Annotated in this window: 8 protein-coding genes; 3 read left to right on the plus strand and 5 right to left on the minus strand. The window is 56.4% G+C overall.

Annotation, left to right across the window (positions count from 1 at the left end; all coding sequences use genetic code 11):
• Positions 1 to 317: 317 nt before the first annotated feature.
• The 4 genes from F3H35_RS16185 to F3H35_RS16200 form a co-directional block, all read right to left on the minus strand.
• On the minus strand, positions 318 to 4,127 hold the full coding sequence (locus tag F3H35_RS16185; RefSeq protein WP_149780589.1) for an Ig-like domain-containing protein: 3,810 nt from the start codon (positions 4,125 to 4,127) through the stop codon (positions 318 to 320).
• A gap of 169 nt (positions 4,128 to 4,296) precedes the next feature.
• Positions 4,297 to 5,166 (minus strand): CpsD/CapB family tyrosine-protein kinase, encoded by an 870-nt coding sequence (locus F3H35_RS16190; RefSeq protein WP_149780590.1) that lies wholly within the window; start codon positions 5,164 to 5,166, stop codon positions 4,297 to 4,299.
• Positions 5,167 to 5,182: 16 nt separating this feature from the next.
• A complete protein-coding gene (locus F3H35_RS16195; RefSeq protein WP_149780656.1) occupies positions 5,183 to 6,742 on the minus strand; it encodes a GumC family protein in 1,560 nt (519 codons plus the stop codon).
• Entirely contained in the window at positions 6,742 to 7,611 is an 870-nt protein-coding gene (locus tag F3H35_RS16200; RefSeq protein WP_223228448.1) for an ExeA family protein, read from the minus strand. Before F3H35_RS16200 ends, F3H35_RS16195 begins: the two co-directional genes overlap by 1 nt.
• Positions 7,612 to 8,440: 829 nt before the next feature.
• On the opposite strand from F3H35_RS16200, the gene F3H35_RS16205 reads away from it, so the two are divergent.
• The 3 genes from F3H35_RS16205 (at position 8,441) to F3H35_RS16215 (ending at position 13,044) form a co-directional block, all read left to right on the plus strand.
• Positions 8,441 to 9,130: a sugar transferase gene (locus F3H35_RS16205; protein ID WP_262975139.1), complete on the plus strand. Its 690-nt coding sequence runs from the start codon at positions 8,441 to 8,443 to the stop codon at positions 9,128 to 9,130.
• A gap of 125 nt (positions 9,131 to 9,255) precedes the next feature.
• Positions 9,256 to 11,733, plus strand: coding sequence for a tetratricopeptide repeat protein (locus F3H35_RS16210; protein ID WP_149780591.1), 2,478 nt, complete (start codon positions 9,256 to 9,258; stop codon positions 11,731 to 11,733).
• 57 nt (positions 11,734 to 11,790) lie between these two features.
• Positions 11,791 to 13,044, plus strand: a complete 1,254-nt coding sequence (locus F3H35_RS16215; protein ID WP_149780592.1) for a glycosyltransferase family 4 protein — start codon at positions 11,791 to 11,793, stop codon at positions 13,042 to 13,044.
• An 84-nt stretch (positions 13,045 to 13,128) separates the two neighbouring features.
• Here F3H35_RS16215 and F3H35_RS16220 read toward each other — a convergent pair whose 3' ends face one another.
• Entirely contained in the window at positions 13,129 to 14,934 is a 1,806-nt protein-coding gene (locus tag F3H35_RS16220) for an ABC transporter ATP-binding protein (RefSeq protein ID WP_149780593.1), read from the minus strand.
• Between the last annotated feature and the right edge of the window lie 128 nt (positions 14,935 to 15,062).

Below are 15,062 nucleotides of genomic sequence, written 5' to 3' on the forward strand. Positions count from 1 at the left end.
TAAAGCCCTCTCGCTGATAGCGAGAGGGCTTTATTAGTGACTCACGCTCTTAAAGTTGAAGACTTTCAGCCGCCGATAAGACTATGCGTGATCAGTGCAAGAAGTTATGTGGGTGGGTCTAATTAGGGCGCTGTGTCACTTCTCCCATTTTTTACAGACGGGACAATTTGCACCCGAATTGCCAACTTTAGCTTGGTGCCCTAGTGCTCAATTACCATTTTTAGCGTTGCTAATAACTACTGATCAGTTACGCAGCGTGGTAGCGCTGACGCGCTTTGGGCTTACGTTTATTTTTTATGTGTTACCAATCATCAGTATCACATATCCCAGATGTCGACAGTTATTGTAGCGGCTGAGCGGAAGCCATATTCGTCGGTTGCCCAATACGTAAAGCTATCAGTGCCAACGAAGTCATGATCCGGCGTGTATTCAAGCAGACCGTTGTCAAGGATAGTAGCGCGCCCATTGGCGGGGTTCTCGGTACTGTCGATCGTCAGAATATCCCCATCTAGGTCACGATCATTCGCAAGTACATCGATGAGTATGCTGGTGTTGCTCGAGGATGAAGCAAAATCATCATTAGCCGTCGGAGTTGAGTTTTCCAATGGCAAGGTGCCATTGTTGACATAGTTTGCCTCAAGCCAGGACCTTTCATTGGAAATTTCGATAACATGTTGAATTTTAGCGATTTCACCTGTTACACGATCAGTGACGGCATCAGGCACAATGATCACAGTGCGTCCGTCTGTGGTTTCCCAAAAACCCTCTTGCTCGATAAAGTCACGCAAATACAATCTGTGTTCATCCACCCCACCGCCTCGCTCAGTTGCGCCGATAGAGTCTGTTTTGATCCCCGACAAGTACAAGACATTGTGCACTTCCATGGGCTCTGATTGGTCCAGCGCGAAGCCCAGAGCGCCGCTAATTAACTGTTCTGACGATATGATGGTGTGCTGAACCGGATTGAAACCGGACATATCAACAGCGTTATTTGTCAGATCAAGATCAATAAAAACGTGACCTACATCGCTATCTTCTACGGGCATTGTGAAATGGTTGCTAAGCTTGAGGCCAGTTTCAAAGCCATTAATTGAAGAGTTGCTGATGACTAGATCGATTGTGTTTGTTCCTAGAACTAGACCAGTTTTCGGTCGCCCATACCACTCATCAGTTTGGGTGGCGAGAATATCCACGTCCTTTAGAGTATAGTGACTGGTATATGTGAGGCTGACACCGCTTTTAGTTTCCCAATTTACAAAATCCTCAATCATTGTTCGGAAATCATGACCTTGATTGGGCGAAGATTTGACCACGATTAATCCATGCTCCGTCCCGAAGGCTTCATTGCCAGAGAATTCCTGAATTGGGGATTGACTAGGCCGAACGCTCTCCTGACCGAGAGCCATCTCGCTGTGCTCTAAGGTATCAGTTAAGTTTTCTGTGCGCTGGCCCCGAGTGAGCCAGACAAAGCCATGAGTGGTATTCGCCGCGACATTGTCCATGCTTTCTATAAGACGACCGGCAAAGAAAAATCCGTCACCTGTTCGACCATTATCGTCTCTCTTAACGTCCTCACCCACTTTGACCGCAGCATCACCGCCAGGGTATGCACCCACCGATCGAATAGCCAAATTCTCACGCCAGATCCCCGTCTCGTCGCCATCTTCGGCCGCGAAGGCGGCGCCGAAGACGTCGAAGGCGACGTTGCTCACGAAGTCGGCGTGGCTTGAATGGTGCACGAAGCCCCAGCCGGGCGAGCCGCTCACAGTGTTGCCGATGGCATAGGCCGGCTCGTTGTCGATTTCGGTGCCGGTCTTGTGGAAGTGGAAGGAATACCGGCTCTTGATATTCGTATCCGCCTCGATCGTGTCGAAGAATGCCAAATCCCCGGCGGGGCGCGACTTGTCCGTGCGTCCCAGATCGTCGAAGGCGGCATAGCGGACGTCGACATCGTCGTTATGCATGAACATCACGTGACCGCGGTGATGCAGGGCCGAGGCCTCGCCGTCTTCGCTGGTGAAGGTGATGTTGCGCGTCATGTTGGCGACATAAGCGGCCAGATCGGCGCGCGGTGTGTCGTGGTCGAATTGCAGAGGCTCGCCGATCGTGATCGTGTTGCCGTCGATCGCGGTGATCGTCACCTCTTCGTCCTGGCTTTCGAAATGCGCCATCTTCGCGCCGTCCCAACGCCAGCCTTCCTTGTGCGTGCCGGTGATGACGATCGTATCGCCGACGGACCAGTTTTCGGGGATCTCGGACAGGACGATCTGCGTATCGCCGGCCATCGGGGCATCGGCGACCTTGAGGAACTCGGTCTTTTCCTCGCCGTGGATCTCCACCTGACCATGCGAGATCAGGCCGCGCGACAGGAGTGTGGGATCCCAGCCGACATCGATATCGCCGTTATTGGCGAAAATGATTTTCGTGTCGAAACCGCTTTGAACGGGATTGTCCTTGGTGCCGATTTCCAGCCGCCCGCTGCTATCCACCACGAAGGTGTCGATCAGCATCTTGGTGTTCATATCGGTTGCAAAGCTCAGATCGCCATCGACGCGCAGGGTAAAGAGGGACGCGTCGCTTTCGCCATTGTAGCGGATGGAAATGTCCTTCGGGATCAGCACCTTGGCATCTTCACCAGGGATCAGGCCATTGTGCCATGTGGCCGGGTCGAACCAGTCGCCATTGCGGATCGCGATATGGGTCGCCTCGGCACGGGGCACGAGATCGAGCAATTCGCTATGCTCCATCATCTTGCCCATGTCATCCATATGCATGGAGTGATCCATATCAGGCGCCGTGATGACCATTTGCACGAAGGCGTCTATCTCGGCCTGTGTCGCGTCATGGGGCAGGCCGCCACCGGTCTGTGACATGTCGCCGTGATCATGATGGCCGCCCATGTCATGGCCCGAATGATCCGTCATGTCGCCGCCCATATCGGTGGAGGGTTGATCGGTTGTCCCGTCTCCCATGTCATGGCCGGAATGATCGGTGTGGTCATCGCCCATGTCATGGCCCGAATGATCGGTCATGTCGCCACCCATATCGGTGGAGGGTTGATCGGTTGTCCCATCTCCCATGTCATGGCCGGAATGATCGGTGTGGTCATGGCCCGAATGATCGGTCATGTCGCCGCCCATATCGGTGGAGGGTTGATCGGTTGTCCCGTCTCCCATGTCATGACCGGAATGATCGGTGTGGTCATCGCTCATGTCGTGAGAGCCATGATCGGTTGTGTCGCCGCCCGACATATGGTCGCCCGTGTCGTCGCCCATTGCCGGCATATCCGGAGAAGGATCGACATCCGTTTGCGTATCATCCTGCGCCGGGGCCTCGGGGGAGGGGGTCTCTTCCTCGGCTGCGGGCGGGGAAGAGGGCTGACTGACCGGGGTTTCCTTGGGCGCTGCTGGGCGTGCCGTATTCCCGAAGATTCCGTTCCAGAAATCAAAGGCGTAAAATGGCTGGTAAAGGCTTGCGAAAATCCCCTGACCTGCGCCGGTCTCGACCCCACCGCGTGTGCTCGTGTCCCAAGATGAGGTGGAAGCCCCGCTCCAGGAGCCTGACGAGGAGGTTCCGTAGAGGGCGCTTCCCGACATGTATGGATCGGTGGCAGAGGTGTCGACCCTGGTCCAGGGGTCGCTCCAGGAATACGCCGCGGGACTGACACTGACATTGACAACCGGAACTGCGGCAGGGGCCATTACAGGCCACGAGAACCACGACATGCTGAAGACTGGCATTGTCCAGGCGACTGGAGTGATATCCTGAAACGGGCCGACCTCTTGATGGGTTTCGGTGACACTGGCGTCCCATGAGTTGCCATTGCTTGTCGTCAGCCGTGAAGAAGCCATCCTTTGAAAAATCGACATCTCTGCAATCTCCAACAGTCTAAAATATGAACTGTCGGCATAGAATGCGTTCGTGGTGTCAGTTTGGCTTGATTGTGGCAGAATAACAGGGGCTTGCCCGGTTTTGGCCACAGATGGGAAAAACTCGCCGAGAGTGAATTGCGTGCCTGCGTTCATGCCTTTTTCCAATATTTTTTGGGTCATCGCGTGACCATTGGACGGCAGAGCAAACAACACTATCAAAACGAGCAAAACTTCGAAAAGAAGCCTCGGTCTCATGACGCGTTCGGCCTTTATTAATTGTGAGCCTGCACTCACCCTGCCTAGCTTCACATTATCAGAAGGCGCAGACCTGTAGAATCCCCGTCAGGCGGCATCGGCGACAATGTGCCAGTGTCTCAGGCCCGCAGGCGTGCGCCGTACGGATAGGGGCAACCGGGTCAGGGTGTCAGTACCCGTAGTACCCATAGCTGTCGCTGCGATCCATGTAGCGGCATTTGTTCAGAACGACGCCAAGAACATTGGTCCGCGCGGCAAGTTCCTGCTCGCATTTGTCGACTTCTGCGGGGCGCGTGCGCTCGGCCTCGGCCACGAGAAGCGCGCAGTCGATCTGATCGAGAAACGCCAGCGTATCATCGCTGACCAGCAGCGGTGGCGTGTCGAAGATCATCACATCGGGCGCATAAGCGGCTTCGAGCCGGTCCAGCACACCAGCCGCACTGCTGCCCTGCAGGAGTTCCGCCGAATGACGTTTCGAGGATTGGTTCACCGCGAAGATCAGGTTGGTGCCATAGCGCAAAAGGTGATCCTCGGGCGGCTCCTTTTCGGCGAGGGCTTCGGAGAATTGCACAGGCTCCTTCAGGCCCAGCACCTTGGCGATCGAAGGGCGGCGCATGTCGAGCTCGACCACCATGATCTTGAGATCGCTTTGCCGCGCAAGGCTGAAGGCCAGGTTGAGGCATGTCATCGTCTTGCCGCTGCCCGCGCCCGGTGATGTGATCCCGACCCGCCGCCAGCCCTGCTTGCGCATCTTCTGCATAAGCTTGGTGCGCATCATGTCATAGGGTGCGGCCTCGGGGCAGGCCTGATAGGCCAGAATGCGGTTATGCGTCAGCTTTGCGGGTTTCGGCTGAAATGTCCGGACGGTTTTCCAAAGCGCATCACGCTTTGTGTCTGCTTCCTTTTCGACGACCGAGACTTGCGGCGCGGTCACGGTTGTGTCGCGCAGCGCTGCCGATGGTGCCTGCTTCGGCTCGGGGCGTGTGCCTTGCTGGCGGGCCTGCCGTGCCTTTTCGATGGCGGATTGGATTCGTTCCATGATCAGCGTCCCTTCTTCACAAGGACAGGCCAAGCTGTTCGAGAACGCCGGACAAACCTGTTTTGTCCAGTGCCCGTTCGATCAGCAGGTCCATCGGGAGGTAATAGGTGTGCAACAGGTAAAGAGTGAGCGGAATGCCTATGGCGACAAGCGCAATCGCAAGGCCAATCAGCGTTCGGCGCGCGACCCTCTGACGTTTCGTGCGGATATAGGGGATGGTCATGAAAGGGGTGATGCCAAGCCGGTTGGTCAGATCCGCGGGCCTGCGGATCGAGCTGTTCAACAGCTCCAGCAGTGCCACCAGCCCTGCGCCCATGATGATCCCGCCGCCGATGCCCATGATCGCGATCTTGCGGCGATCGGGGGCAGTAGGCTCGCGCGGGGCCACGGCTTGTTCGATCACCGTGATGCGCTGTCCGCGCGATTGCGCCTCGATCTGATCGCCTGTGCGGGCGGCGGCCAGATCGGCCGTGGCCTGATTGTACTGAACGCGCAGGTTCTCGTAATCGCGTTCCAGCGTGCCAAGGGTGATGGCATTTGCCGGGGTCGCTTCGAGAGACGCGTTGAGTTCGGCCAGATCCTCTTCGATCGTAGTGCGCTGTTCGATCAGGAACTCCATCTGACCTTCGATATCGGCAATCTGGATTTCATACGGCGAGAGATCTTCGCTGCCCTGGCCCTCGGCGGCGCGCTGTTCGGCGACCTTGTTCTCAAGCACTTCGACGCGCCGTTGCAGGTTCTGGATGCGGGGGTTTTGCTCGGAATAGACCGTCAGCGCGGTGGTCAGATCGTCCTGAAGCTGGATCAGCCGGCGTTCTTCCGGCGTCATCTCCTCCTCGGACATGGTGATGCTGCCCGTGCGCTCGTACATTTCCGTCAGCCGATCGCGGCGGTCCCGCAAGCTGCTCAGATCGCGTTCGATCTGAAGGATGCGTTCCTGCAAGGAAGCCTGACGGTTGCGACGGAAATCGACGCTTTCGGGCAGGGCATTCTGGTTTCTGAGCTTGAATTCCAGAATGCGCTGGCCCTGATCGGCCAATTCCTGATCCAGCCGCGCGACTTCCTGAACGAAGAATTCCAGCGTCTGGCCCGATGCGGCCTTGCGCATCGATACGTTCTCTTCAAGTACGCGGGTCACAAGCTCGTTGGTGACACGCGCCGAAAGCGCGCCGTTTGACGCTTTGAAGGACAGCGACACGAACGCAGCGGCGTCGCGACTGCGCGGCAGGCCCATGGATATCCGTTTGCGCATGTCTGCCACGATGGCATCCGGCGACATGCCGGGCCGGTCCGCATGGACGTTGAATTCGCGCGAGATATCCAGAAGAGTGGCGCGCGTCAGCAGGCGCTGGCGGATGATCTGAAGAATTTCGGGGGCCGAAACCTCGACCGTCGATGCCGCGAGATTTCCGGGAATCTGCGGCGATTCGACCAGCAATTGCGCTTCTGCCTCGTAGACCGGCGGAAGTGTGTAGGCCATCGTCAGACCAACGCCCGCTACCGCGACGAACACCAGAAGAAAATAGTGAATACGTCTCATGAACAGAGACAGGAAGAACTTCATATCATCAAGCATCAATCAAAATCATCCGTTTGCTCGAAAGCGCCCGCACCGAAAAAGGTGCCATCATCCAGAACCTGTTGGACCGTTCGATCCGTGACGGTTCTTTGGTTATTTGTAAAAGCATAGACCATGGAAAGGTCGGCCAACTGGTTGACCAGCCTGGGAACGCCGCCGGTCTGTTCGTGGACCAGCTCGCAGGCGCGGCGGGTGAAGAGGTTCTTGCGCGCGCCGGCCTTGATCAGACGATGCCCGATATAGGCCTGAACGGTGTCCACATCCATCGGCCCCAGATGAAAGCTCGAGGCCACGCGCTGGGCGAATTGCCTCAGGTCCGGTTTGCGGATGATGTCACGCAACTCGGGCTGCCCGACAAGGACCAGCTGCAACAGCTCGTCCTTGTTGGAATTGATGTTGGTGAACATCCGCAATTCTTCAAGCGACTCGCGGCTGAGGTTCTGGGCTTCGTCGAAGATCACCACCACCCGGTTGCCGCGGGCATATTCGGTGATCAGGTATTTCTGGAACGCATCGAACAGATCGACATAGGTCGCGTTCGGACCGGCCGGTTGATCGAGAGACATCAACACCCACCGCAGCAATTCGCCGCGCGTGCCATGGGCGTTTGAGACAAGACCGACCTTGGTAAAGCTGTCGAGCGACTTCAGAAGGTGGTGCAGAAGCGTGGTCTTGCCCGACCCCACCTCGCCGGTGATCAGCGTGATCGGAGCGCGGGTCAGCAGGCCGTATTCCAGCATCGTGTAGGCCCGCCGGTGAGCGGGGGACCAGAAAATGAAATCAGGGTCCGGCACAAGGGAAAACGGGCGCGAGTGCAGGCCGAAATGCTCGGTGTAAATATCGAACGTATTATCGGAATTGCTCATATGAACATCGGCTCCACCTTCACCCTTGTCTCTAGAAGACGCCTCATGCTGTCCAACGTACCGATCAATGCGGCTCGAAATATTTTCGGCGTTTGCCGTTTTGCCCGTCTGCACCGTGTCCGTGGCCTGAGTTTCGCTCTGCGCTTCAGGCGGAACAATCGGGTTGTCGAGAACCAGGACACTGCCTGTGGCCCCCGAGACATCGTCGGCGTCGCTGCGCGCACCGCGACGGTCGGACGCTGCTGACGCCGCGCCGAACAATCTGAATCGGGGTGATTGGTTCATCCTGTCGAAACTCATTCATTCGCCCCCCGGGTCCGTGCCGGGATATCCTCCCCGCACCTGATCACAAAGGCTCTGTTACTTTAACCAAACGTACCGGCACTAAAATTCAAACAATCCCGGCAAATGCGTACCCATACATGGCAGGCCCGTTAATACTTTGTAAACATCCACCTCACGACATTAGACAATTCGATTATGGCGTCGATTCGCCCGGATTGCGCAACCTTAGTGGCCGCAAGTTGGTCCGATTTGGAAACAATCGGCAAAATGAGACAATATTCACCTCACAATCAAACACAATGTAGCGGCCTACGCTACGTTTTACGGCAGAGATCTCACCCGAGGGTTGTTAACGCTTTATTTACTGTTGTTGAAAAGCTGGCTTGGAGTTAAGCTTTCGTCACAGGCACCAGTAATTTTGATAGCTGGACAATATAAAGTTTCGGAACGTTATCACCGGACAATAATCTCATCGGAGCAGTCTGTTATTCTGGCCCGTGTTTTAAAGGGTCGTGTTAAAGTTTTTAATTTGGAGATATTTAAAGTGACTGTTCAAAATGAGAATTTTCTCCGTCGTGAAAGCGCGCCAATTGATTTACTCCGCTCCAGAGTTGGCACTCGCAAACACAGTCTCTATCGAAAAATAGGCAAGCGCGTTCTGGACGTGTTTCTTGTCATGTTGGCAGCGCCGATCGTGCTGCCGACCGTTCTGATCCTCGCGGCATTTGTGGCCAGCGATGGATGCAATCCGTTTTTCCGGCAAAAGCGCGTTGGCCGCAATGGCCGCATCTTCACCATGTGGAAGCTGCGGACAATGGTGCCGAACGCGGATCAGAAACTGCAAGATCACCTCGATGCCTGTGAGAAGGCCCGCGAGGAATGGGAGGTCAAGCAGAAGCTGACCGAAGACCCGCGCATCACCACCTTTGGCCATGCCATTCGGAAAACGTCGATGGACGAGCTTCCGCAGCTTTGGAACGTGCTGAAGGGCGACATGAGCCTTGTCGGCCCCCGGCCGATGATGCCGGAACAGGCGACGCTGTATCCCGGCCGCGCGTATTTCTATCTGCGCCCCGGCGTGTCGGGCTTCTGGCAGATCTCGGACCGTAACAACAGCTCCTTTGCGGCACGCGCCGATTACGACGAGATGTACAACAGGCGGCTGTCTTTTTCGACGGATGCCTGGGTGATCCTCAAGACCCTGTCGGTCGTGATGAGAGGGACAGGTTGCTGATCGCAGCAGAAAACGAAGTTCCAAGGGGTCAAAGTCCGGGACACAAGGACAAGTTATGATACGATGAAATCATGCGATGACATTGTTCGTAAAAATTTGCCGAAAATGGTTTTGAAGGAACTGAAATGAAGTTGTCCCGGAAGTCTGGCCGACTGGCCGCTTTGATGTTGTCTGCCACGCTTGTCCTTGCCGCCTGCCAAACCTCGGAAGAGAGGGCGCAGGAGCATTTCGAATCCGGTATGGCCCTTCTGGAACAGGGCGATGTGGCCCGCGCGCTGGTGGAATTCCGCAACGTCTTCAAGTTGGACCCGCTCCACAAGGAAGCGCGCCTGACCTATGCGCGCACCCAGCTTGAAAACGAAGCATATGGCGACGCCTATTCGCAATATCTCAGGGTGGTCGAACAGTTCCCCGACACGTTCGAGGCCCGGATCGAGCTGGCCGAGATGGCCATCAACGCCCGCAATTGGGAAGAGGCCGAACGCCATGGCCGCGCCGCTGCCGAGCTGGATGCCGACAATCCGCGCGCCCGGATCGTCATCACCGCTTTGGACTATGCCAAGGCGTTTCGGGACGACAACCCCGTGGCCGCCGCAGATGAGGCCCTCAAGGCGCGCGACCTTCTGGAGGAAAATCCCGAAAGCCTGATCGCGCGACAGGTGGTCATCGATCAATACCTGCGCAGCGGAGATCTGGATGCGGCCATGGCGGCCGTGGAAACCGGGCTGGAAATTCATCCCGACGTGTTCGAGCTTCATTCCACCAAGCTTCAGATTCAGGCCAACCGCCAGGACATGGACGCCATCGGTGGCACGTTGCGGACGATGGTGGATCGCTTCCCGGCCAATGAAGATACCCGCCGGATGCTGATCGCCTATTACATCGAGCGCGACGATCTGGACAGCGCCGAGGCGTATCTGCGCGAACTCGCCGCTGCGGAAAATGCCGGCAAGGACGAAAAGCTGACCGTGGTGCGTTTCCTGCGTGAGACAAAGGGGCTTGTGGCCGCCCGGACGGAACTCGAGCGGCTTGTCGACACCGAAGAAGACGACATTGCCTATCGTGCCTTGCTGGCCTCGATCGCATTCGAAGAGGGTGACCGGGCAAAAGCGATTTCCGACATGGAAGCGTTGCTTGACGCGACAGCAGCCGCCGACGAGGCAGAGGCCGAAGACGCTGCCGAAAGCGAGACCAAACAGGATCGCCTCAGGGCGAGGGTGGTTCTTGCGCGTATGTTGCTGGAAACCGGCAACACGGTGGGCGCACGTGCTCAGGTCGAGGAAATTCTTCAGGATGACCCGACCAATGTCGATGCTCTCAAGATGCGTGCCGCATGGCTGATCGACGAAGACAAGCCCGACGATGCGATCCTTGATCTGCGCGCCGCGCTGGCTGAACAGCCGCGCGATGCCGATATCATGACCCTGATGGCCAGCGCGCATGAGCGGGCGGGGTCGCGTGATCTGGCGGGCGAGCGTTATGCCATGGCGGTCGAGGTGTCGATGCAGGCCCCCGCCGAGTCGCTGCGCTATGCCCAGTATCTCGTTCAGGAAGAGCGTGTCCCGGCAGCCAAGGCCGTGCTGACCGAGGCGTTGAACCGGGCGCCGAACAATATCGACCTTTTGCAGAACCTTGCCATCCTGCATGTCCAGACCGAAGACTGGAACGAGGTGACCCGCCTTGTCTGGCGTCTGCGCGCTTTGGAAGACGAGCGCGCCACCGCCATCGCCAACGGGCTTGAAGCGGATGTGATGCTGCGCCAGGAACGCGTGGATGACACGATCCAGTTCCTCGAAGGTCTGGCGCAGGAGGATGGTTCTTCCTCGGAAGCGGCCCTGGCGGCACTGGTTCAGACGCGGGTTCGCGCCGGGCAGATCGATGACGCGCGCGGTCTCGTGGAACGGCGGTTGGCCGAAAATCCCGACAGCCGCATCTTGCGCTATCTGCGTGCCGGTCTGCACATGCTCGATGGGGATCGCGATGCGGCGGCCGAGATCTATTCGGCCCTTCTCGACGAGGTGCCGGGACATCCCCGCGTGATGCGCACGCTGTTCGCGATCCTGATGGCCGAGGGTCGTCAGGACGAGGCGCGCGCCATGGTCGACGCGCAGATCGAAGCCGCGCCCGAACCGATCGCCGCCTTGCTGCTCAAGGCCGAAATCCTTGAGCGTGACAGGGATTTCGAAGGCGCCATCGCGATCTATGAAGACCTTTATGCGCAAAACAGCAACAACCTGCTCGTTGCCAACAACCTCGCCAGCCTGATCACCACACATCGCGACAGCGCCGAGGATTTGGAACGCGCCTACAACATCGCCCGCCGCCTGAGCAGCGCCGACATCCCGGCCCTTCAGGACACCTATGGCTGGATCGCATATCGCCGCGGCAATTACGAAGAGGCGCTCGAACATCTCGAACCCGCAGCCGCGGGCCTGCCGGAACATGCGCTGGTGCAGTATCACCTGGGCATGACCTACCATGCGCTCAACCGCACCTCCGAGGCCCGCGCAACCCTGACCCGTGCTCTGGAACTGGCAGGCGACGAACCCCTGCCGCAATTCGACCGGGCGCGGGAGGTTCTGGAGGGGATGGGGAATGAGTGATGGTTTCGGGCAGGGCTTGATTGCAGCCTCTTGCCTTTAGGTCGGGGGCGGCACTTTATGGCTTCGCAATTTTCCAAGAAGATACTGATTTGCGCGCCGAACGCGACGGCGCGGTTTGGCGGCGAGGCGATCTTGCCGCTGAAATATTTCGAACTGCTGCGAAAGCGGGACGTGGATGTAAGGCTGATCGCACATGCCCGAAACCAGCGTGATCTTGAGGAACGCGTTGGCGACGATGCCGACAGGATCATGTATGTGCCCGATAGCAAATGGCACCGGATGATTTGGAAAGCCGGAAAGCCATTCCCACATGCGATTCAGGATGCCGTTTTTGGCTCGATGATGGCGTGGATCGACCAACGCTATCAGACTAAATTTATCCGTGAGTGTGTCAGGGCGGGACTAGTGGACATCATACATCAACCGATCCCGGTATCGCCTTTGGCGCCATCCTGGATTTATGGGTTTGCAGTGCCCGTTGTGATTGGCCCGATGAACGGTGGTATGAATTTCCCGAAGGGATACGAAGAGTACGAAAGCCTTTTCGCCCGAAACTTCGTGTTTGGCGCGCGTCTGGTAGCCTTGGCGTTGAACAGGGTCATTCCCGGAAAGAAACATGCAGCTGCGTTGCTGGTGGCCAATGAAAGAACACGCATGGCCCTGCCGTTTCCCAATCATCCGAACATTGTCCAACTGGTCGAGAACGGCGTCGATCTTGATCTTTGGCAGCCCTCGGAGAGGGTGATAAGAAAACCTAATGAGCCCTTCCGGTTGGTTTTTGTTGGACGCTTGGTTGATCTCAAGGCGCTTGATTTTACTCTGTCAGCCGTTGCCCAAGCGCAGGCGCGCGGTGTCGATGTCTATCTGGATATTGTTGGCGATGGACCGGAATTGACCCGGTTACGTGGTTTGAGCAAGGAGCTTGGCATTGACGACCTTATCGAGTTTCGTGGCTTTTTGTCTCAAAGCCAATGCGCGGAGATTCTAAAAGAATCTGATGCACTTATACTGAACTGTGTTCGAGAATGCGGCGGAGCCGTGGTTCTTGAAGCAATGAGTGCGGGCCTGCCGGTCATTGGTCCAGAATGGGGTGGACCCGCAGATTACATCAATGAAGAGTGCGGTATTCTGGTACACCCGGAACCCAAAGACACTTACGCGGCACGTATTTGCGATGCGATTTTCGAGTTGGCCACAAATCCGAGCAAATGCAGTGAAATGGGCAAGCAGGGGCGTCGCAGGATTGTCAACGACTTCGACTGGGAGAAAAAAATTGATACAATGATGGACGTTTACAGAACCGTCCAATGATACCTCCCTGTTAGTCTGCTTAGAGTGGCGTCAAAACTTTTGCGTGCAAAATCATCGTCGTGACCACATGGCGACTACCAAATCTCATGCGCTGGAGGCCATGTCGCGGAACGTTTCGTTGCTATTCACAAGCTCCTCGAATGTTCCGGAAGCTACAGTTTTCCCATGCTCAAGCAGGAAAATCCTGTCACAGTTCCTGACAGTGCTCAGCCTGTGCGCAATCATGATAACCGTCTTTTGATGTCCGATGTTATGTATGGCCTCAACCACGGCGCGCTCGGTGAGATTGTCCAAAGCGGATGTGGCCTCGTCAAACACAAGGACATCCGGATCATGATAGAGCGCTCTTGCAATGCCGATACGCTGCCTTTGTCCGCCTGACAGCCGGACACCGCGCTCACCCACCATCGTATGGTAGCCGTCTTTCAATTCATTGATCACAAAACTATGCAGGGCTGCGGTCTTGGCGGCGCGTTCGACCGCAGCCATGTCGATCTTGTCAGGATCGATCCCGAAGGCGATGTTTTCGGCGAGCGTGCTGTCGGTCAGATAGATAGATTGGGGAACATAGCCAAGGGCGTTGCGCCAGGCTTGCATGTTGTCGCGATTTATGACCGTGCCATCCACGATGATCTCGCCGCGTTCTAGTGTCAGCAGGCCAAGGATGGCATCCACAAGCGTGGTCTTGCCAGCGCCGGTGCCACCAACTATACCGATTGTCGTCTTGGCCGGGATGATCATGTTGAGACCACGAAGCGCGGCTTTGTCGGTATTCGGATACGCGAAAGTCGCATCCCGAATTTGCAGTTTGTCTTGAAGCTGCAGACGTTGGCCCCCAGACGCTCCAAGGCTGGTCTCGGCAATGCGCTTTTGAGCGTCCCAATAGTCGTTGAAAATGTCATCGAGTAAAGGCGCGCCGTTCCGGATAGATGCAGCGCTGTGATAGACGTTTTGAGCGGCTGGCAAGAGCCGCATGACGGCAAACGCGAAGGTGCCGAGGATGGGAATGGCTGCAGTAAGGTCCCCATCGTTTCGAATTTGCAGAAACAGGATCGCTCCTAGCATGACGCCAAAAGTAAGCGCTTCCAGTCCGAACCGCGGCAGGTCGCGAAACATCTGAACAACGGCGGTCAGCGCCGCGATCCTTTGAGCCGGCGCCACGAACCGATCGACGTAGTGTTTCTCCATTCCAAGAAGTTTCACCTCTTTGAACCCACCGGTGGCTTCCTGGGTAAGGCGAAACCGCAACGCATTCGCGTCCATGAGGTCTCGACCGTATTTTGAAAGAAGCTGTCGAAGCGTGAGGTAGATCAACGCATATCCTCCCCCAATAATGACCGCTGCCGTTGTGGCGATTACCGGTTCGATCAAAAGAAGCAAGGTCAACAGTGACACGGCCATCAGGGCATTTGCCAAGAGGCTCAAAGACGGGATCAGAACACTGGTTACGAGGCGCCCGACCTCTTGCAGAACGGATTTGCTGATTTCCGAACTGTTGCGTTCAAGAAACCACACATAGGGTTGTTTCAGATACGCTTCCAGCAATCTGCTGGATAGCGTATAGCCACGCATCGCTGAGTACCTGACGATCGCGTAACTCCCGAGCGCCTTGATGGCGAGGCTGGTCAAGATGGCAAAGAAAACCGCTATAGTCAGGAAAAACTGGAAATTCCCGTCAGATGTAAATCCGAATGTTTGATAGAGCCACTGAAGCGGAGCCTGCTTGTGGATCATGTTTGGATCGGCAAGTACGTTCAGGAGAACCAACACTGTTGAAACGCCGATGACCTCTGCGGCGCTCATGACAATCATGACGACCAAAAGCACGTAGAAGCGGCGCCGTTCCCTTTCGCTGAGAAGCGAAAACATTTTCTTGAAAACATCCAGCATGAATTTGGCCTGATTTTATACTTGGCAGGACCATGCCTTTGTGGCGCGACAAGGACAAGGCGCCATTGTGACAACAAGTTGAAATCCGATGTCAGCGGCGTCTTATTGGCCGCTTGATTTCATAAGCG

It is taken from the genome of Roseovarius litoreus, from assembly GCF_900142765.1.
Classification (GTDB): domain Bacteria; phylum Pseudomonadota; class Alphaproteobacteria; order Rhodobacterales; family Rhodobacteraceae; genus Roseovarius; species Roseovarius litoreus.